Annotated in this window: 17 protein-coding genes; 11 read left to right on the forward strand and 6 right to left on the reverse strand. The window is 53.8% G+C overall.

Annotation, left to right across the window (positions count from 1 at the left end; genetic code table 11):
• The first annotated feature begins 1 nt into the window (after position 1).
• The 4 genes from trpD to L1I42_RS08580 are packed head-to-tail and all read left to right on the forward strand — an operon-like array spanning position 2 to position 3,522.
• On the forward strand, positions 2–1,024 hold the full coding sequence (trpD, locus tag L1I42_RS08565) for an anthranilate phosphoribosyltransferase (protein ID WP_236114056.1): 1,023 nt from the start codon (positions 2–4) through the stop codon (positions 1,022–1,024).
• Positions 1,021–1,824, forward strand: a complete 804-nt coding sequence (trpC, locus tag L1I42_RS08570; protein ID WP_236114057.1) for an indole-3-glycerol phosphate synthase TrpC — start codon at positions 1,021–1,023, stop codon at positions 1,822–1,824. Before trpD ends, trpC begins: the two co-directional genes overlap by 4 nt.
• Positions 1,824–2,306, forward strand: coding sequence for a cyclic pyranopterin monophosphate synthase MoaC (gene moaC / locus L1I42_RS08575; RefSeq protein WP_236114058.1), 483 nt, complete (start codon positions 1,824–1,826; stop codon positions 2,304–2,306). The genes trpC and moaC overlap by 1 nt, the downstream gene beginning before the upstream one ends.
• Position 2,307: 1 nt before the next feature.
• Positions 2,308–3,522: a molybdopterin molybdotransferase MoeA gene (locus tag L1I42_RS08580; protein ID WP_236114059.1), complete on the forward strand. Its 1,215-nt coding sequence runs from the start codon at positions 2,308–2,310 to the stop codon at positions 3,520–3,522.
• On the opposite strand, the gene L1I42_RS08585 is transcribed toward L1I42_RS08580, so the two are convergent.
• Complete coding sequence (locus L1I42_RS08585; protein WP_236114060.1) at positions 3,514–4,998, reverse strand: GGDEF domain-containing protein; 1,485 nt, start codon at positions 4,996–4,998, stop codon at positions 3,514–3,516. The genes L1I42_RS08580 and L1I42_RS08585 overlap by 9 nt on opposite strands.
• Positions 4,999–5,270: 272 nt before the next feature.
• Between L1I42_RS08585 and L1I42_RS08590 the strand changes: the two genes are divergently transcribed.
• From L1I42_RS08590 to lexA, 5 genes are all read left to right on the forward strand, one after another.
• Positions 5,271–6,161: a metal ABC transporter substrate-binding protein gene (locus L1I42_RS08590; RefSeq protein WP_236114061.1), complete on the forward strand. Its 891-nt coding sequence runs from the start codon at positions 5,271–5,273 to the stop codon at positions 6,159–6,161.
• Complete coding sequence (locus L1I42_RS08595; protein ID WP_236114062.1) at positions 6,158–7,048, forward strand: manganese/iron ABC transporter ATP-binding protein; 891 nt, start codon at positions 6,158–6,160, stop codon at positions 7,046–7,048. The genes L1I42_RS08590 and L1I42_RS08595 overlap by 4 nt, the downstream gene beginning before the upstream one ends.
• Positions 7,041–7,892, forward strand: a complete 852-nt coding sequence (locus L1I42_RS08600) for a metal ABC transporter permease (RefSeq protein WP_236114063.1) — start codon at positions 7,041–7,043, stop codon at positions 7,890–7,892. The genes L1I42_RS08595 and L1I42_RS08600 overlap by 8 nt, the downstream gene beginning before the upstream one ends.
• Positions 7,893–8,747 carry a metal ABC transporter permease gene (locus L1I42_RS08605; protein WP_236114064.1) on the forward strand — a complete coding sequence of 285 codons (855 nt, stop codon included), beginning with the start codon at positions 7,893–7,895 and terminating at the stop codon, positions 8,745–8,747.
• A 765-nt stretch (positions 8,748–9,512) separates the two neighbouring features.
• Entirely contained in the window at positions 9,513–10,226 is a 714-nt protein-coding gene (gene lexA, locus L1I42_RS08610) for a transcriptional repressor LexA (RefSeq protein WP_236114065.1), read from the forward strand.
• A gap of 24 nt (positions 10,227–10,250) precedes the next feature.
• Here the strand turns inward: lexA and L1I42_RS08615 are convergent, their stop codons facing one another.
• A complete protein-coding gene (locus L1I42_RS08615; RefSeq protein ID WP_236114066.1) occupies positions 10,251–12,062 on the reverse strand; it encodes a ComEC/Rec2 family competence protein in 1,812 nt (603 codons plus the stop codon).
• A gap of 427 nt (positions 12,063–12,489) precedes the next feature.
• Here L1I42_RS08615 and gltX point away from each other — a divergent pair, with 427 nt between their 5' ends.
• The gene (gltX, locus tag L1I42_RS08620; protein WP_236114067.1) at positions 12,490–13,908 is read left to right on the forward strand and encodes a glutamate--tRNA ligase; all 1,419 of its coding nucleotides are present in this window, start codon (positions 12,490–12,492) and stop codon (positions 13,906–13,908) included.
• A 151-nt stretch (positions 13,909–14,059) separates the two neighbouring features.
• Positions 14,060–15,349, forward strand: coding sequence for a citrate synthase (gene gltA / locus L1I42_RS08625; RefSeq protein WP_236114068.1), 1,290 nt, complete (start codon positions 14,060–14,062; stop codon positions 15,347–15,349).
• 3 nt (positions 15,350–15,352) lie between these two features.
• On the opposite strand, the gene L1I42_RS08630 is transcribed toward gltA, so the two are convergent.
• Genes L1I42_RS08630 through fabZ form a run of 4 tightly spaced genes read right to left on the reverse strand, consistent with a single transcriptional unit; the run spans position 15,353 to position 18,505 of the window.
• Positions 15,353–16,444, reverse strand: a complete 1,092-nt coding sequence (locus tag L1I42_RS08630; RefSeq protein ID WP_236114069.1) for a lipid-A-disaccharide synthase — start codon at positions 16,442–16,444, stop codon at positions 15,353–15,355.
• On the reverse strand, positions 16,444–17,241 hold the full coding sequence (gene lpxI / locus L1I42_RS08635) for a UDP-2,3-diacylglucosamine diphosphatase LpxI domain-containing protein (RefSeq protein ID WP_236114070.1): 798 nt from the start codon (positions 17,239–17,241) through the stop codon (positions 16,444–16,446). The genes L1I42_RS08630 and lpxI overlap by 1 nt, the downstream gene beginning before the upstream one ends.
• Positions 17,238–18,050, reverse strand: coding sequence for an acyl-ACP--UDP-N-acetylglucosamine O-acyltransferase (lpxA, locus tag L1I42_RS08640; protein ID WP_439651490.1), 813 nt, complete (start codon positions 18,048–18,050; stop codon positions 17,238–17,240). Before lpxA ends, lpxI begins: the two co-directional genes overlap by 4 nt.
• The gene (gene fabZ / locus L1I42_RS08645) at positions 18,047–18,505 is read right to left on the reverse strand and encodes a 3-hydroxyacyl-ACP dehydratase FabZ (RefSeq protein ID WP_133571060.1); all 459 of its coding nucleotides are present in this window, start codon (positions 18,503–18,505) and stop codon (positions 18,047–18,049) included. The genes lpxA and fabZ overlap by 4 nt, the downstream gene beginning before the upstream one ends.
• Positions 18,506–18,518 lie beyond the last annotated feature (13 nt).

Here is an 18,518-nt window from a genome sequence, read left to right on the forward strand (position 1 = left end):
AATGACGATCAAACCCATTTTGAACAAACTTGCTGACGCTCAAGATTTGACCATGGACGAAATGCGCCAGGCGATGAATGTGATCATGTCCGGTGACGCCACCCCCTCTCAAATTGGCGCTTTTCTCATGGGCCTGCGGGTCAAAGGCGAAACCGTGGAAGAAATCGCAGGTGCGGTATCGATTTTGCGGGAAAAAATGACACGCGTCGATGCGCCGGATAACGCCATTGATATTGTCGGCACCGGCGGAGATGGCGTGGGCACCTACAATATCTCAACCGCCGCCTCGATCATTGTGGCCTCAAGCGGCACCCCAGTGGCCAAACATGGCAACAAGGCCCTCTCCTCGCGCTCTGGCAGCTCTGAGGCATTACAGATGCTTGGTGTCGAGCTGGACCTGAAAGCCAGCCAGATCGGCGAATGCATCAAGCAGGCGGGCATTGGCTTTATGTTTGCCCCCAACCATCATGCCGCTATGCGTTTTGTCGGCCCGTCCCGCCAGGAAATGGGCGTGCGCACCCTCTTCAACATTTTAGGTCCGCAATCCAACCCGGCTGGCGTCAAACAATATCTGCTCGGCGTTTATGACAAAAAATGGGTCCGCCCGGTGGCCGACGCGCTCTTGAAAAACGGGGCCACCTCCGCCTGGGTGGCGCATGGCAGCGATGGCTTGGACGAACTCACCACGACGGGTCATTCCTTTGTGGCGGAGATCAAAGACGGCAAAGTGCGCGAGTTTGAAGTCAGCCCTGAAGATGGCGGCCTGCCCGTGGCCAAGCTTGCCGATTTGCTGGGCGGCACACCGGAAGCAAACGCTGCGGCCATGCGTAAATTATTTGATGGCGAAAAATCGGCTTATCGTGACGTCGCCCTCTTCAACGCCGCCGCCGCCTTTATCGTGACGGGGCAGGCAAATGATTTGAAAACCGGGGTGAAACTGGCTTCGGAGCTGGTGGATAGCGGCAAGGCAAAAGCCAAATTGGATGAGCTGGTGACTGTTTCAAACGGAGTGGCGCAATCGTGAGCGTAGATATTCTCAAAAAAATCGAACTCTATAAGCGCGAAGAAATTGCGGCCGCTCAAGCGGAAAAACCCTTGGCCGAAATCGAAGCCATTGCCAGAGACCAATCCGCCCCGCGTGGCTTTCTTTCTGCTCTTAAAGCGAAAAAGAAAGCCGAAGAAATTGGCCTGATCGCTGAAATTAAAAAGGCAAGCCCGTCCAAAGGCTTGATCCGCGAGGATTTTAACCCGCCTGCACACGCCAAAGCCTACAAGGCTGGTGGGGCAGCTTGCCTGTCGATCTTGACCGACACGCCCTCTTTCCAAGGCGCACCAGACTTCATGATCGAGGCCCGTGCCGCCGTCGACCTGCCCGTCTTGCGCAAGGACTTTATGTTCGAGCCTTATCAGATCGCCGAAGCGCGCGCCTGGGGCGCGGACTGTATCCTGATTATTATGGCAGCCCTCAATGATGATGACGCCCTGCGCCTTACAGAAACGGCACTAGATTGGGGTATGGACGCACTGATCGAAGTGCACGACGCTGAAGAGCTGGATCGGGCGCTGAAACTGCCATCCAAGTTTATCGGCATCAATAACCGGAATTTGCGCACGTTTGAGACCACGCTGAACACCACCATCGAACTGGCTAAAAATGTGCCGGATGATTGCCTGCTGGTTAGCGAAAGCGGCATCTTCTCCTATGATGATGTGCACATGCTGGGCGAAAAGGCCAATGTCAGCACCTTCCTGGTGGGCGAAAGCCTGATGCGTCACGACGATGTGGAAGCGGCGACCCGTGCATTGCTGACCGGAGTGGAATAATGCCAGAAGATCGCCTGACGCACTTAAATGAGCAAGGCGAGGCCAATATGGTCGATGTGAGCGGCAAAGCGCCCACCAAACGGGTGGCTAAGGCCCAATCTTCCATCACCATGACCCAAGCGGCATTCGACGCGGTCAATCAAGGCGATCTGAAAAAAGGCGATGCGCTTGGCACTGCGCGATTGGCCGGCATTATGGCGGCCAAAAAAACGTCAGACCTGATCCCGCTCTGCCATCCACTTATGCTCAACAAGGTTGAGGTGGAGATTACCCCCGCCAGTGACGCACCGCGTTTTGACATCAACGCCACCGTGTCGGTAGAAGGCAAAACCGGGGTGGAGATGGAAGCACTCACCGCAGCCAGCGTGGCCGCCCTCACCCTTTATGATATGGCCAAAGCGCTCGACAAAGCCATGGTGATCGGCCCGACCGAATTAGTGGCCAAAAGCGGCGGCAAATCCGGCGATTATCAACGGAGCTGATATGCAAGATCTCAAGCCTGTGGATGAAGCCCTCGCAGATATCCTGAAGCGCGTCACCCCAACAGCAATTGAAACGATCGCATTGAGCGATGCATTAAATCGTACGCTTGCCGAACCAGTGATCGCCCGCACCAGCCAGCCGCCCTTCAATGGCTCTGCCATGGATGGCTATGCCCTTAAATCTGCCGACGGGCAAAGCGGCACAAAACTCAAAAATATCGGCATCGCCGCCGCCGGAACGCCTTTTGACCGCCCGCTGAAGTCCGGCGAATGTGCGCGTATCTATACAGGCGGTGAGCTGCCCGAGGGCGCCGATAGCGTCATCATGCAGGAAAAAGTGACTGTCGAAGGCGACGAAGTCACTTTAATTGATGATGTGAAAGAGAGCCAGAATGTGCGCCTTAAAGGCAACGACTTTGCCAAAGACCAAACCATTCTCGCGCCCGGCAAGTGCCTCAATCCATTCGATCTGTCACTAATCGCTGCTTCCGGCCATGGCGAGGTCGCAGCCTATCAAAAGCCGCACCTCCATCTGCTCGCCACAGGCGACGAACTGGTGCAGCCGGGCCAACCGCTGGCACCGGGCCAGATCTATGCCTCCAATGGCTTCGGACTGACGCCACTCTTCGCACAAGCGGGCGCAAAGGTAAAAGATTTTGGCGTCGCCATCGACGAACAGGACAAGCTTGAAGAAAAGCTGCGCGAAGCCTTAAAGGACGAACCTGAAATTCTGGTCACCACAGGCGGCGCGAGCGTCGGCGATAAGGACTATATGCTACCCGCCCTCAAAGCGATCGGCGCGGAACTCGATTTCTGGCGCATCGCGGTGCGCCCCGGCAAACCGCTTATGTTTGGACGCTTGGGGGAAACCCTAATTTTTGGCTTGCCGGGCAATCCCGTTTCCGCCTTGGTCACCGCAACCGTGTTTGTGCTGCCGGCCCTTCGTGCCCTTACCGGTCAACAGCCGGCCGCGCCATTGCTCACATTGCCTCTAATCGCCGATCTGCCCAAAAACGGCCCGCGACAATTCTATCGTCGTGCCCGCCTGATCAAAGATAGTGGCCACTTATCCGTTGATCCGATTTTGGAAACCGATAGCGCCCACCTCTCCTCTATGAGCCTGTGCGATGGCTTTATCGTGCAGCCCGCGTTTGGGGATGCACAAAGCAGCGGCAACTTGATTAGCTTTCTACCCATGCCTTGGGCGTTACGCTAACAGCGTGTGCCCTGCAAATCCTGGGGTGTAATCATGATCGTTTTCCAAATCGGCCGCTTGCACCGCCCGGCCACGACCCAGTTCCTTGGCCCGATATAGAGCCTGGTCTGCGCGCCGCACCACCATATCCGCTGAATGCCCATCATCTGGCCACCAGGCTACCCCAACGCTGGCCCCGACATAGAATTCGTGGCCTTCAAAGGATATCTTTTGGCAGACGCTTTCGATTAGGCGGTCACAAAGCATCATCACCTCGTCTTTGTGCGCAGCGTCATGCAAAAGGGCGATAAACTCATCGCCCCCAAGCCGCGCAACCATACCGAGGTCGCCAATAACATCGTGGATGCGACGTGCCACCACACGCAACACCTGATCCCCCGCATGGTGACCATAAGTGTCGTTGACCGGCTTAAAACGATCAAGATCAACACATAATACAGCGCACTTTTTCAAATAATTGCGGCCAATATCGCGCTTTAAGGCCAGTTCAAATCGATTTCGATTGGGCAAACCAGTCAATGCGTCATGCCCGGCGAGATAGCGGTTGCGTGCCTCTGCCTTGCGTGTCCGATAAACCAGTCGCGCATAAGCTATGGTTACTCCGAGCATCACAAATGCAATTACAGCCAGCATCAATGCCAGTGCGGGCGCAGACTTTGCCCATATCCCATGTGAAGGCAGTTCAGAAACCCAGCTTGCATAAATGGTCTGGTTGCTCAGCCCAGACGACAATTCGATTACATTTTCGCCATCAAGTGGTGGTGTCAAACGGATGTCAAAGTCGGCCAATTCAATTTCAGTTTGATAGGCAGCCATCCGCGCCGGCGTGAATGGGCGGAACGATACGAGAATATGAGCGGGTCCATCTGGCAAAACCATTTCGCCATCAGGCACAATGGCTTGCGCAACCACAATGCCGATTTCCCCGTCAATCCGGCGAATGTCATATACATAGAGCACCGGATCATCGCGTACCGGATCACCCTCTATCCAAAAGGCGCCGGCTTTGCCTACACGTTGTTCAATATATTTGGCTTGTGCTTGGCGCACCAAATCCATGGTTTGCGCGGCAAAGGACTGTGCGGGCGCATCGGGCGTAAACTCTTCACCGTCGGCATGTAGCAACACTTGGTGGTCTGGCGACATCAGCAATGAACGATCGATCCCATATTCTTTAGGAAACCAACCCAACATGGCATCAGCAAAAAAAGTGCGGTCGACCCCGTCACTCAGCGCAACCACAGAGGTGTCCCACCACGCTACTTCCGACTGACGCTGCGATAAATCCTCGATCTCACGCGAGACCAATCCTGAAACGGCGCGTTGATCGGCGTCCAGCTTCAACTCGTTGGCGGATTTGCTTGCAACATCCAAAACAAATAGCGACGAAATGATAAATCCGACAACCAACACGGCAAAGGCAACGAAGATTGACGCAATTGATGTAACGATTCGACTTGGCTTAGCTCTGTGCATTTGAGTCCCAATGTTCTTCAAGACTCATTTTCGACAGATAGGCTTGCATATACCTTAATGGCGTTAAGCAAATCGGGATAAGGTTAACAATTGACATAAGGATCGGATGACCAAAATTCGCTCGCTCTACACTTGCGGCGAACACGCTTCCTCAACGGACGACACAAAAATAAACACAGATAATGCAAGTCATTCGCATTACTGTTGCGAACGCTTCTCAATTGCAGTATAGCTGAATCATCGAGACAACTCCGTTGATGAGAGATGATCAAATGCGTACCTTGCTCAAATTATTGCCCGCTATTGCCCTTTCGGCAGGTTTTGCTGTAAATGCCGAGGCTCAGGATAAATTCAAAGCTGTCACCACCTTCACCGTTATCGCCGACATGGCGGAAAATGTCGCCGGTGACGCCGCCGAAGTGGTGTCCATCACCAAGCCCGGCGCTGAAATTCACAATTATCAGCCCACCCCAAAAGACATCATCAAGGCACAAGACGCCGACCTGGTGATCTGGAATGGCCTTAATCTGGAACTCTGGTTCGAGCAATTCTTTGAAAATCTCAGCGATGTGCCCTCTGTAGTGGTCACCGATGGCATTGAACCCATGGGCATCGCGTCAGGTCCCTACACGGGCAAACCAAATCCCCACGCCTGGATGTCGCCATCGGACGCAAAGATTTATGTCGATAATATCGCCAAGGCCTTTATTGAGCATGATCCGGCCAACGCAGAGACCTACAAGCAGAATGCCGAAGCTTATAAGGCCGAGATAGATGCCGTCATCACCCCAATCCGCGAAAAGCTGAACACTATTCCAGAAGAAGAGCGCTGGCTCGTCACATCAGAGGGTGCCTTCAGCTATCTGGCGCGCGATTTTGGGCTAAAGGAGCTATATTTATGGCCCATCAATGCTGATCAACAAGGCACGCCGCAACAGGTGCGCGAAGTGATTGATCAGGTGCGTAAAAACAATATCCGCGCCGTATTTTCTGAAAGCACCGTTTCTGATGCACCGGCCAAGCAAGTTGTGCGGGAAACCGATGCAAAATATGGCGGCGTGCTTTATGTTGATTCCCTAACAGATGCGGATGGTGAAGTGCCAACCTATCTGGATCTGCTGCGCGTAACCGCCAGCACCATTGCTGAGGGACTCACTCAATGAATGATTTGCGGGCAATAGAAGACGGTGGCATCAATGTCAGCCATGTCACCGTCACCTATCGCAACGGCCACACGGCACTAAAAGAAGCCAGTTTCAGCATCCCACGCGGCACGATCACCGCACTTGTGGGCGTAAACGGGTCAGGCAAGTCCACCCTGTTCAAAGCCATTATGGGTTTCGTGCCGGTCACCGAGGGGCAGGTCAAACTGCTGGGCAAGCCAGTGCAAGAGGCTTTGCGCAACAATCTGGTCGCCTATGTGCCCCAAAGTGAAGATGTTGACTGGGATTTTCCGGTCCTTGTTGAAGACGTGGTGATGATGGGGCGCTATGGCAAAATGGGGTTCTTTCGCATCCCCTCAAAGCGTGATCGGGAAATGGTCGATCAGGCGCTCGACCGGGTAAACATGGCGAAATACCGCAAACGCCAGATTGGCGAGCTATCAGGCGGGCAAAAAAAGCGGGTATTTTTGGCCCGCGCGCTGGCGCAGGAAGGCGAAGTGATCCTGCTCGACGAGCCCTTCACCGGTGTGGACGTGAAAACCGAGGATACAATTGTTCAACTCATGCGCGACTTGCGCGATGAAGGCAAAGTGATGTTGGTGTCCACGCACAATCTCGGTTCGGTGCCTGAATTCTGCGACCGCACCGTGCTGATCAAGGGCACCGTTCTTGATTACGGCCTCACCGAAAAAACCTTCACCCAAGCCAATCTGGAAAAAACCTTTGGCGGCGTACTGCGTCACTTTGTGCTGGGCGGTTCAGATCTGCATGATGATGAAGACACCCGCCAATTCGCCGTCATCACTGATGATGAGCGTCCGCTCGTCCTTTACGGTGAGGAGGACAAGATGGAAACCCAAACCAAGTCGGATAAATCCAATGATTGATCTGCTGCTTGAACCATTCTCTTACGGCTATATGCGCAACGCCATCTGGGTGACCGGACTGGTGGGGGCCGTGTGCGCCTTTCTCAGCGCCTATTTGATGCTCAAAGGCTGGTCGCTGATCGGCGATGCCCTCTCCCACTCCATCGTGCCCGGGGTTGCGGGTGCCTATATGTTGGGCCTGCCCTTTTCGCTCGGGGCGTTTTTCGCCGGCGGCCTCGCCGCCGCCGCCATGCTGTTTCTCAACCAACGGACAAAATTGCGCGAAGATGCCATCATCGGTTTGATCTTCACCTCCTTCTTTGGCCTTGGCCTGTTTATGGTGTCGCTTTCGCCTACCTCCGTGAATATTCAAACTATCGTTTTGGGCAACGTGCTGGCGATTACCCCATCAGATACCATGCAGCTGGTGATCATTTCCGTCATCACACTGGTAATCATGGGCACGAAGTGGAAAGACTTCCTCGCCGTTTTCTTTGATGAAAACCACGCCCGCTCCATCGGCCTGCGCCCGACCTTGCTGAAAATCGTCTTTTTCACGCTGTTGAGCGCCGCCACCGTCGCGGCCCTGCAAACCGTTGGCGCTTTTCTGGTAATCGCCATGGTGGTCACGCCCGGCGCCACCGCTTATCTGCTGACCGACCGGTTTCCCGTTTTGATCTGGCTCAGCATCGCCATTGGGTCCCTCACCTCGATTATAGGTGCATATGCGAGCTATTTCTTAGACGGCGCCACCGGCGGCATCATCGTGGTATTGCAAACGCTGTGCTTCCTCACCGCTTTTGTGTTTGCCCCCAAACATGGCTTGCGCGCCCAAAAAGCGCGCCGCACGCTGGAGCTTGGTTAAATGGAGTGGATTGAAACAAGCCTGATGGCATTCCAGTTTCCCTTTATGCAGCGCGCTTTTATCATTGCCATTTTGGTGGCAATACCCGCCGCACTGTTGTCTTGCTTCTTGGTGCTCAAGGGCTGGTCGTTGATGGGTGACGCGATCGCCCACGGCGTGCTGCCCGGCATTGTCATTGCCTATATTTTGGCCATACCCTTGGCCATCGGTGCCTTTGTGGCAGGCATGATCTGCGCCATGGGCACCGGCTACCTGAAAGAAAATAGCCGCGTGAAGGAAGATACGGTTATGGGTGTGGTCTTTTCCGGCATGTTTGCCTTGGGGTTGGTGCTCTACACAAAAATCGAAACCGATGTCCATCTTGACCACATCTTGTTCGGTAATATGTTGGGCACAAGCAATGCCGACCTGCTAGAGACCGGCATTATCGCCATTTTATTGACCCTGCTCGTTATTTCCCGTTGGCGGGATCTCAAGCTCTATGTCTTTGACCCCCAACACGCGGCCGCCATTGGCCTGCCCGTACGCTGGCTGCATTATGGACTTTTGGCCGCCATTTCACTGATTGTGGTGGCCGCGCTTAAAGCCGTGGGCATCATTCTGGCCATCGCCATCATGATCGCACCTGGCGCCATCGCCTATCTCTTGACCCGCCAATTGGGACCCATGCTGATCATCGCCACCATCGTGGCCATAGTTAGCGCCTTTACAGGCGTCTTGCTCAGCTTCCATCTGGATAGCGCGCCCGCGCCAACAATTGTGCTGATTATGACGGTCTTGTTTGTGATGGCCTTCTTCCTGTCTCCCGCCGCCCAACGGGCGCGCCAGCTTACCAGTGAAACAAATAACCGATAAATAAGGGGGCACGTAGCCCCCTTCTCTTTTGCCTGGATTAAAGCCCGATATCCTTGCGGATATGCGCGCTCAACTCTTCAACATTGCGGCGTTGGGTGCGCTTTGCGCGCCCCTTTTTCAGGACTTGACGCCGGTTGAAGATTTGGCGCCAAGCCAAACCTAATCGTTCAAAATAGTTCAGTGTGAGAGCATATTGTTTTTTCATTTTCTCTGACAAACGCGCAGCCGCGTTCGTTCCCCAAAATTGGAGTTGATAAAATGCACGCAGCCACGCGGAATCCCGCGCAAAAACGCACGATTAGCGATGAGTTCTCGAGCGCAAAAACGCCTAAGAAAGGTTGGTGTTAAAAGAAGTGACAGCGAGGACGCAGTCGGTGACGTCCCCTAAAGAACGTCGGTTATTGAAAAACCGGCGTGGTAAGTGCCGGGGAATTTCGAAGGATATGATAAAGGCTCATATTGATCCCCTTTGCTGGTTGCGGTGTCGGGGCCCCGGTTAAATGGGAGGACACCTCAGTTGAATTTACATCAGACGCTATACGCCGACTCTGCATTTATTGTCCATAGAGGGTGCGACAATTTGTTCACCTCAGTCAAACAAGTTGCATTTATGCAACATGCCGACATCCGGCGTGAATCCATTTAAAACTGTTAAACGATTGAAAATAAATATGAAATCCACTCCATTCAGCTAACCCTTGCAGAACATATAAAGAACAGCTATGGTTGTTCAATGTTTGTTCCGATTCTATAAAGGGAAAATCCATGCTGACCCGCAAGCAACATGAATTGCTGATGTTTATCCATGAACGGATGAAAGAAAGCGGTGTGCCCCCTTCTTTCGACGAAATGAAGGATGCGTTGGATCTGAAATCCAAATCGGGCATTCACCGTTTGATCACCGCCCTTGAAGAGCGCGGCTTTATTCGCCGCTTGCCCAATCGAGCCCGCGCCATGGAAGTGGTGCGCCTGCCCGACAGCATGAACCCATCGCTGGGCGGCAAAAAAGCCAAGTTTGAGCCAAGCGTGATTGAAGGCACGCTCGGCAAATCGCCAGAACCGCGCCAGCCTGCTCCCCAACACTCCGATGCACACGCCCCTGTGCATGTGCCCGTGATGGGTCGTATTGCTGCTGGTGTGCCGATCGAAGCCATCCAAACCCAGTCACACACGATCGCTGTGCCGTCAGAAATGCTGGCCGGTGGCGAGCACTATGCCCTTGAAGTGCGCGGTGACTCCATGATTGACGCGGGCATTTTTGATGGTGACACTGTGCTGATAAAAAAACAGCAAACCGCCACCAATGGCGAAATTGTTGTAGCGCTTGTGGATGGCGAAGAAGCAACGCTCAAACGGTTGCGGAAAAAGGGCAATTCCGTAGCGCTTGAGGCCGCGAACCCGGCTTATGAAACCCGCATTTTCGGGCCGGATCAGGTATCAGTTCAAGGGCGTTTGGTGGGGCTGTTCCGCAAATATTAGAAGCGGGACATCATCCATTCAGCGCTAGTTATATGAGATTCGCCATGGACGATTTGCATCGCGCACCGCATGGCGCACCTCAAAACGCGTGGTATCGTGGGCATCCCTCTTAAAATAGATTGCCGCGGCACCAAATTGGCGCATATCCCATTTGCGGACAATCGGGCTGCCAAAGGTACAATCCTGGTAGAGATAATCCTGCTCGACAATCAGGTCTACGCTCCCGCAATCCTCCAGAATGGCGATTTTTTCGCGAGCAAACAGCAGGCGTTGATCACCAATCTGCGCCACGCACCCCAAACGATCACATGTGCCGATTGTCTTTTGCTGCGCCAAATCTGCGCCCAGCCACTCTGCCCAGACCCGCGTGGTGAAATTATTGCCAATGCGGTTAAGTTGCGCCCATTGCCCCTTTTCAGTTTGTAAAAATGCCGAACGGGTTTGGTCGGAAATCAATAAATCCGGCAATGGTGCCTCGCCGAACAATCCGATCACGAGCGCCGCCACCAATGGCGGCAAAAACCGCCAGGCGCGTGATATCAGTAAAAATAGCATCAGGGCCAAGCCACACATGGGCAGCACCCAAAAATGCAGCGGCGACACATAGGTCCACTCGCCTCCAAGTTGGGTGAAGAACTGCGCAATTGTCACCACCTGATCAATTCCCCACCCCGCCACAATCAATAACGGCACTTCCAGGCCAAAAGGCATCAATAGGGCCGACAGGATAAGTGCCGGCAACACCAAAAAACCCACCAAGGGCACTGCAATTAGATTGGCAAACAAACCAAAAGGCGCAAACTGACTGAAATGTACCGCGGCAATGGGCGCAGTCGCCATGCCTGCTACCAGGCTGGTCAAGCTCAGTCCGGCAAAAAAGCGGGCCCATACCGGCGCTTGCCAAATTTGCCGCTGCGCCTTGATCCATTCATAAACACCTACAAGCGCGGCTACCGCCGCAAAAGAAAGTTGAAAACCGGGTTTAAACACCTCGTTCGGGTAGAGCAAAATCATCACAAGGCACACCAACGCCACATTGCGCAATGTAATTGCTCGTCGGCCGAGCAGCACGGCAATCAAAGCCACCATCAACATTATTGTCGCCCGCTGTGTGGCGATATTTGCCCCTGACAACCCCAGATAAAACAACGCCGCCGCCATCGCCGCAAACGCAGCAATGGATTTGGCAGGTGTTGCTGCCGGGAACAGCGGCAACGCCAAAGCGACACGTGTGCCAAAGAAAACACCACCCGCCACGAGACTTAAATGTAAGCCGGATATCGCCAGCAAATGCGCCAAACCGCTCACAGCAATCTTATCGCGTAGCGCTGGCGCAATCGCCGATTGGTCCCCAATGATCAACGCCCGGGCTATCGCAGCATTTGGCGCCGACATCGCCCGATGGAATCGTTCCGCAATGCCCATCCGCAACTCAAATATGCCAGTCCGTATATCTGCCCACAACGATGTTTCGTCACGGGGCAGTTCAATCGGATCCAAACTGGTCCCATATGCGCCTATGCCCTGAAAAAAACTGTGAAATTGCGGATCATAGCCACCAGGGTATGTTGGTTTTGGCACCGGTATAAACCGCGCCCGTACACGCATGACAGCACCGATCTTTGGCAAGCTTTCTTCACTCATATGCGCCTGCTGCACTGTGAGCCGAACCTGGCGCACCCCGGCAAGAGCGGCTGGCCGAGCCTCCCCCAAGAGCAACACGGTCCGCAGTCCTCCATCTGCCCTCAACTCCATATCCAGAACTTCGCCAGATATAACGCCTGCCGTTGGATAGGCCAGCAGCGGCGTGCCCCGCACCAACGCAGAGGCCGACATTAAAGCCACCCCAGCGGAAACTGTTCCCGCGAGCAACAAACCATTGTGCACCACCCAATGCTGCGCACCCCAAAAAGCGCATAAAAACAAAAGGAGACTGAGCACTGCGTAAAGCCAGACCGGCGGCTCCATTGAAAGTTGGGTATAAACACAAATACCGAAGATCAGTGCAAAGGGCTGCAGCACAACCCGCCTTCGACTAAAAACCGCCACATCTATTCTGGGCCGGGTCACAGCACTGTCACCCGAATGAAATAGAGGCTGGTTACCGTTGGGGGAAAAAGGCGAAAATAACCGTCCCCGGCGGGCAGAATATGGCTTTAAATCAACTTCTTTAAAAGACACGCAACATCCCGATCTTGCGCAATTCTTCACCTATGGTACACAGACAATCAAAATTCTCCAACAATTCCAAAATGAGTGCCTCATGAGCAAACAAGTCATCACCCGCTTTGCCCCTTCGCCCACCGGTTTTTTGCACATCGGCAATGCCCGCACCGCGCTGTTCAACTGGGCGCTGGCCAAGTCCACTGGTGGACAGATGTTGTTGCGCATTGAAGATACCGACAAGGCACGGTCTACCGAACCGGCCATCCGCGCCATTATCGACGGTTTGGAGTGGATGGGTATCGATTATGACGGTGAGCCGGTGATGCAATCCGAAAATGAGGAGCGGCACAAAGAAGTCGCTTATCAATTGCTTGAAAATGGCCACGCTTATAAATGCTATTGCACCGCTAAAGAGTTAGACGAAATGCGCGAAAAAGCCCGCGCCGAAGGCCGAAACGCCTTTTATGATCGGCGCTGGCGCGACAAAACTGATGCCGATGCACCTGAAGGCCAGCCCTACGTCATCCGGATCAAAGCCCCGCTTGAGGGCGAGATCGTGATTGACGATAAAGTGCAGGGCAAAGTCACCTTCAAGGCAGAAAACCTCGATGATTTCATCATCTTGCGGTCAGATGGTTCGCCTATCTATCAATTGGCCGTGGTGGTGGACGATCATGACATGGGCGTCACCCACATTATGCGCGGTGATGACCACCTCACCAATGCCGCCCGCCAGACCATCATCTATAATGCGCTGGGTTGGGACGTGCCGGTAATGGCGCACACACCGCTGATCCATGGACCGGATGGGGCCAAATTGTCCAAACGCCACGGGGCGCTGGGCATCGGTGAATATCGGCGAATGGGCTATTTGCCAGAAACCATTCGCAACTATTTTGCCCGTCTCGGCTGGTCTCATGGCGATGACGAAATCTTCAGCTCCGAGCAATTTATTGAGTGGTTCTCCTTTGAGGGGCTGAATAAAGCGGGCGCCCGCATGGATTTTGCCAAGCTGGAAAACATGAACGCCCACTATATCAAGGAAGCGGATGATGCGCGGCTTTATGATCTGATGGTTGGTTTGGCCGACGAACTGAGCTTTGAAGTGCAAAAGGCGGGCCTTGAAGCCCATAAAGAAACCGTCTTGCGCGCCCTGTCTTTGCTCAAGCCGCGGGCCAAAACCATACTCGATCTGATCACCGGCGCTGAATTCATTTTTGCCCAGCGCCCGCTGCAGTTCGAAGAAAAGGCCCAAAATGCCCTAGATGCGGATGCCGTAGAAATGCTGCGGGCGCTTGAACCTGAACTCGAAGCCCTTGAGAGCTGGGATCACGACACCATCAGCGACACGATGCGCAATTTCGCTGAAGCAAAAGAGCTGAAATTCGGCAAGGTCGCACAACCTTTGCGGGCTGCGCTTACAGGCAAGGCCGCCTCACCCGGCTGCTTTGATGTGCTTGAACTGTTCGGCAAGGCAGAGAGCCTGTCCCGTCTTAAAGAGACGACTAAGGTATAAATACTTAGGGTATCGGAAGTTTCCCCATTGGTAACTTGCTAAACGGGGGTAAATCCGATACCTGAAAGCCAACCCAATCCTTGGGCAGACAAGTTCACGTTAGTGGGGACGTAGACTTTAGTCATTTTTGAATCTTGAAGGAGGCCTAACCATGACCGATCGGATTGCAAAATTAGAGCTAAATGGCGAAAGCTATGAGTTCCCAGTTCTGTCCGGCACTGTCGGACCGGACGTGATCGACATTCGCACTCTCTATGCCAAAACCGGGCATTTCACGTTTGATCCGGGCTACACATCTACCGGCTCAACTGAATCTGGCATCACCTATATTGATGGTGGCCAGGGCACGCTGCTTTATCGCGGTTATCCAATTGAGCAATTGGCTGAAAAGTCCAGCTTCCTTGAAGTTTCCTATTTGTTGTTGAATGGCGAATTGCCCAGCAAGGCTGAGTTTGCGGAATTTGAAGAAAAGATCACGCGCCACACAATGCTCCACGAGCAGATGGTGAAGTTCTTTGAAGGCTTCCGCCGCGACGCGCACCCCATGGCCATCATTTGTGGCGCAGTGGGCGCAATGTCTGCCTTTTATCATGACTCAACGGACATCACAGATCCGAAACAGCGTGTCATCGCCTCCCATCGCTTGATCGCGAAGATGCCAACGATCGCTGCTTGGGCCTATAAATATTCTGTGGGCCAGCCCTTCATTTATCCGCGCAACGATTTGGGCTTTGCCGCCAACTTCCTGCGCATGTGTTTTGCCGTACCGGCGGAAGAATATGTGGTGTCACCCACCATGGCCCGGGCAATGGACCGTATTTTCACGCTCCACGCCGATCACGAGCAAAACGCTTCCACCTCCACCGTGCGTCTGGCAGGGTCATCCCACGCAAACCCATTTGCCTGTATCGCTGCTGGCGTGGCCTCACTTTGGGGCCCGGCCCATGGCGGTGCAAACGAAGCTTGCTTGAACATGTTGCGCGAAATTGGCTCTGTGGATCGCATTCCTGAGTTTATTGAACGTGCGAAAGACAAGAACGATCCATTCCGGCTGATGGGCTTTGGCCACCGCGTTTATAAAAATTTCGACCCGCGCGCGAAAGTGATGCAACAAACTGCACACGAAGTACTGTCTGAGCTGGGCGTGGAAAACAACCCCACCCTGCAAGTGGCTCAAGAGCTTGAGCGGATCGCGTTGGAAGATGATTACTTCATCGAGAAAAAGCTTTATCCGAACGTCGATTTCTATTCCGGCATTATTTTGGATGCGATTGGTTTCCCAACATCCATGTTCACTGCCATCTTTGCGCTGGCACGGACTGTTGGCTGGATTTCTCAGTGGAAAGAAATGATCGACGATCCAAAACAAAAAATCGGCCGCCCGCGTCAATTGTACACTGGTGCCACTGCCCGCGATTATATCGACATTTCCGAGCGCTAAGCGCTAGAGATAAGACAATATCCGGTCAACCGGATCCTGACGGGGCGCCTCTGGCGCCCCTTTTTGCATCAGCTCGCGTATTTCAGCAAATCCATCGCGCTGTCGCGCCCGCGTTGGTTCATCCTGCGCCAGCAATTCAGCAGCATGGCCAAGCTCAGCTAAGCGCGGCGTGGTCCCCACAATCTCAGGCACCAGCTCGCGCCCCAATAAAATGTTCGGCAACCCAACCAATGGGCGCCCTGCCTGCTCATAATGCGCGCCCAGTTTTTTATCGGCGACATAGAAAAGCACATGCGGCACGTCAGCAAATGCCAGTTCCAGAGTAACTGTACCGCTTACCGCGAGGGCCATTTTTGCGCGCGACAGCGCCGCTTCAAACGCAGCACGCCCGCTGGTCACCGATATGTCATGCCCCTTTAATTGATGGATCAGACGCGAGCGCAAATGCTCGACAGTGGCCAGATCAATTTGATCGAATTCCTGAAGATCGGCAGCAACCTTAAGCAATGATCCCAAATTGCGATCCAGTTCCCCTTGCCGGGATCCAGGCAGCAACAAGAGATGATCAGACTTCTCATTGGCCCCAATTCCGGACAACCGTTCACCACTATGCCCCACATAGGTACAGCTTGGACCGCCCAGCTTTTCAAAAACCTTGGGCTCAAAAGGCAATACTGAAAGGATTTCATTATAGAGCGGCCTTATCTTCGCCGCCCGTTCCGGGCGCCAGGCCCAAACCGATGGCGCGACATATAGGATAATGGGCACATTCGGCAAATGCTTGCGGACACCGGCGGCCACCCGCTGTGAAAATTCCTGCGAGTCGACAAGCAGCACAATATCCGGTTTTTGGCGCACAATGGCGTCGACCGTCTGCTTCAGTCGCCACAATAAGAGCGGCAACCGCAAATAAACATCGCGCCAGCCCATCACTGCCAAATCAGACATGGGAAACAAGGTTTTTACGCCTGCTGCCTGTAACGCCGGTCCTCCAACGCCAAACAACTCGACATCTTTTTGCTCGGCGAGCCTGTCCACAAGACCTGCGGCCAATTTATCGCCGGAGCTTTCTCCTGCAACCACGAACAGCCGCATCAGCCTGCCCCCAAAATGGTGACGCCATGCCGCTGGCACACATTCTCCATTTGATCCTGGTCGAGAACCAACGTGGCCCCCGCTTCAACGATGATGAGTTTGATATCAGCCGCTGCTGCCATCTCCACCGTGTGCTGCCCAATAGTGGGCAAATCCCCAACCCCGCTTTGTTGCGGCTTTTTAACCTTCACCAAAGCCAACGGTGCCGCAAAGCAGCTCTCGTTGCCGATGGCGCGCATGCGCAACAACAAAGCGTCTGTGCCACCAATATCCTCGCCCGCGACAGGCTGCAGCCCGGCGAACACCAGCGACTGCCCCAAATCGGTTTGGCCAAACAAATGGGTGACAGTCAACAAGCGCTCAATATGGGCTTCTGTTTGGGGATGTGGCGGTCCGAACAGGTGACCTGACTTAGCGAGCAAATCCTGTGCAAATTCCTGTACACCTATCGGTGTTGCCCCGATTTGGGCAGCGACATCGCCAAATGCCCGCTCCAACCCAAGATCAGATGTCCCGTCCTCCGCGTCCACATTGGGCGAGATGGTGCGTACCATGCGCTCCCGACGGGACTGAGGTAGATCAACCCGACCCGCCACACAAATATGTGTTGGCGCGTGCGCTTTGGCGGCTTGGATTGATGCCGACAGGTTATCGAGATCAAACAGCGGCAGGTCTGGCCAAGCCGCAGGCACCAAAGCCATGGGGACAATGCGGGCCGCCCCGTATCTCCTCTGCGCCGCCTGCAAGGCGACATTGGCCAACGCCCCTTCGCCCAAAAGCAGCGCCAGTTTGGTCATGACCCTACATCAACCCCATTTTTCGGCATACAAATAGCCCGCTCAGAAGGTTTGCGCACAAAAGCAACCACATCTTCCACCAACTTGTGGCCTTCAAACAGCTCAGCCGCGTCTTCCACGCGCTCGCGTAACGTGCCTTCGTTGGAAAAAATCATGCGGTAAGCTGCGCGCAGGGTGTGGATCTCTTCGCGATCAAAATTGCGGCGCTTTAGTCCCACAAGATTAAGACCGCCGAGATAGGCGCGATTCCCCAATACTGAGCCATAGGGAATAACATCATTTTCCACCATGCTCATAGCACCGACAAAGGCATGGGCGCCGATACGCACAAATTGATGCACCCCACTCAAGCCACCCACAATGGCATGACTGTCCACCAGGCAATGGCCGGCCAGAGTGGATTGGTTCACCATGATCACATGGTCGCCCAAGTGGCAATCATGCGCCACATGCGCCCCAGCCATCAACAAAACGTGGTCGCCAATGCGGGTTTCTAACCCACCACCTGATGTGCCCGGATTGATGGTCACATGCTCGCGAATGGTGCAGTAATCGCCAATGCTGAGGCAACTCTCTTCGCCGGAATATTTCAAATCCTGGGGCCGGTGCCCCACAGAGGCGAAGGGGAAGATTTCAGCATTGGTGCCAATTGTGGTGCGCCCCTTAAGAACGACGTGCGAATGCAATATAGAATCGTCACCAACGCGCACCGGCCCTTCCAGCACACAAAATGGGCCGACCTGAACATTGCGCCCAAGTTCAACTTCAGGTGAAACAACAGCTGTTGGATGAATAGTGGTCATCTTTATTCGTCGCGCACAATCATTGCACCGACTTCGGCCTCTGCGACCACAACACCATTCACCATTGCCCGCGCTTCATAGCGCCCAACAGTGCGACGACGATGTGCCTTTTTAATATGATACTCCAACACATCGCCAGGCCCAGCCGGTTTGCGGAATTTGGCTTTATCAATCGTTAGCAGGAACACAGAGTGTTTCTGGCCAGACTTTTGTTCTTCGGCAATAACAATTGCGCCGGCCGTTTGGGCCATGCCTTCGATAATCAATACACCAGGAAAAACCGGCGCACCAGGAAAGTGCCCTTGAAACATCGGCTCATTAAACGTGATGTTTTTGATCCCGATTGCCGAATTGTCCCCATCAATTTCAACAATTTTATCAACCATCAAAAACGGGTAGCGGTGCGGCAAACACTCCAATACCCGATTAATATCCAATGATGACAATTCTTTATCAGACATGCCCAACCTCAAA

This window comes from Maritalea mediterranea (assembly GCF_021568695.1).
Classification (GTDB): domain Bacteria; phylum Pseudomonadota; class Alphaproteobacteria; order Rhizobiales; family Devosiaceae; genus Maritalea; species Maritalea mediterranea.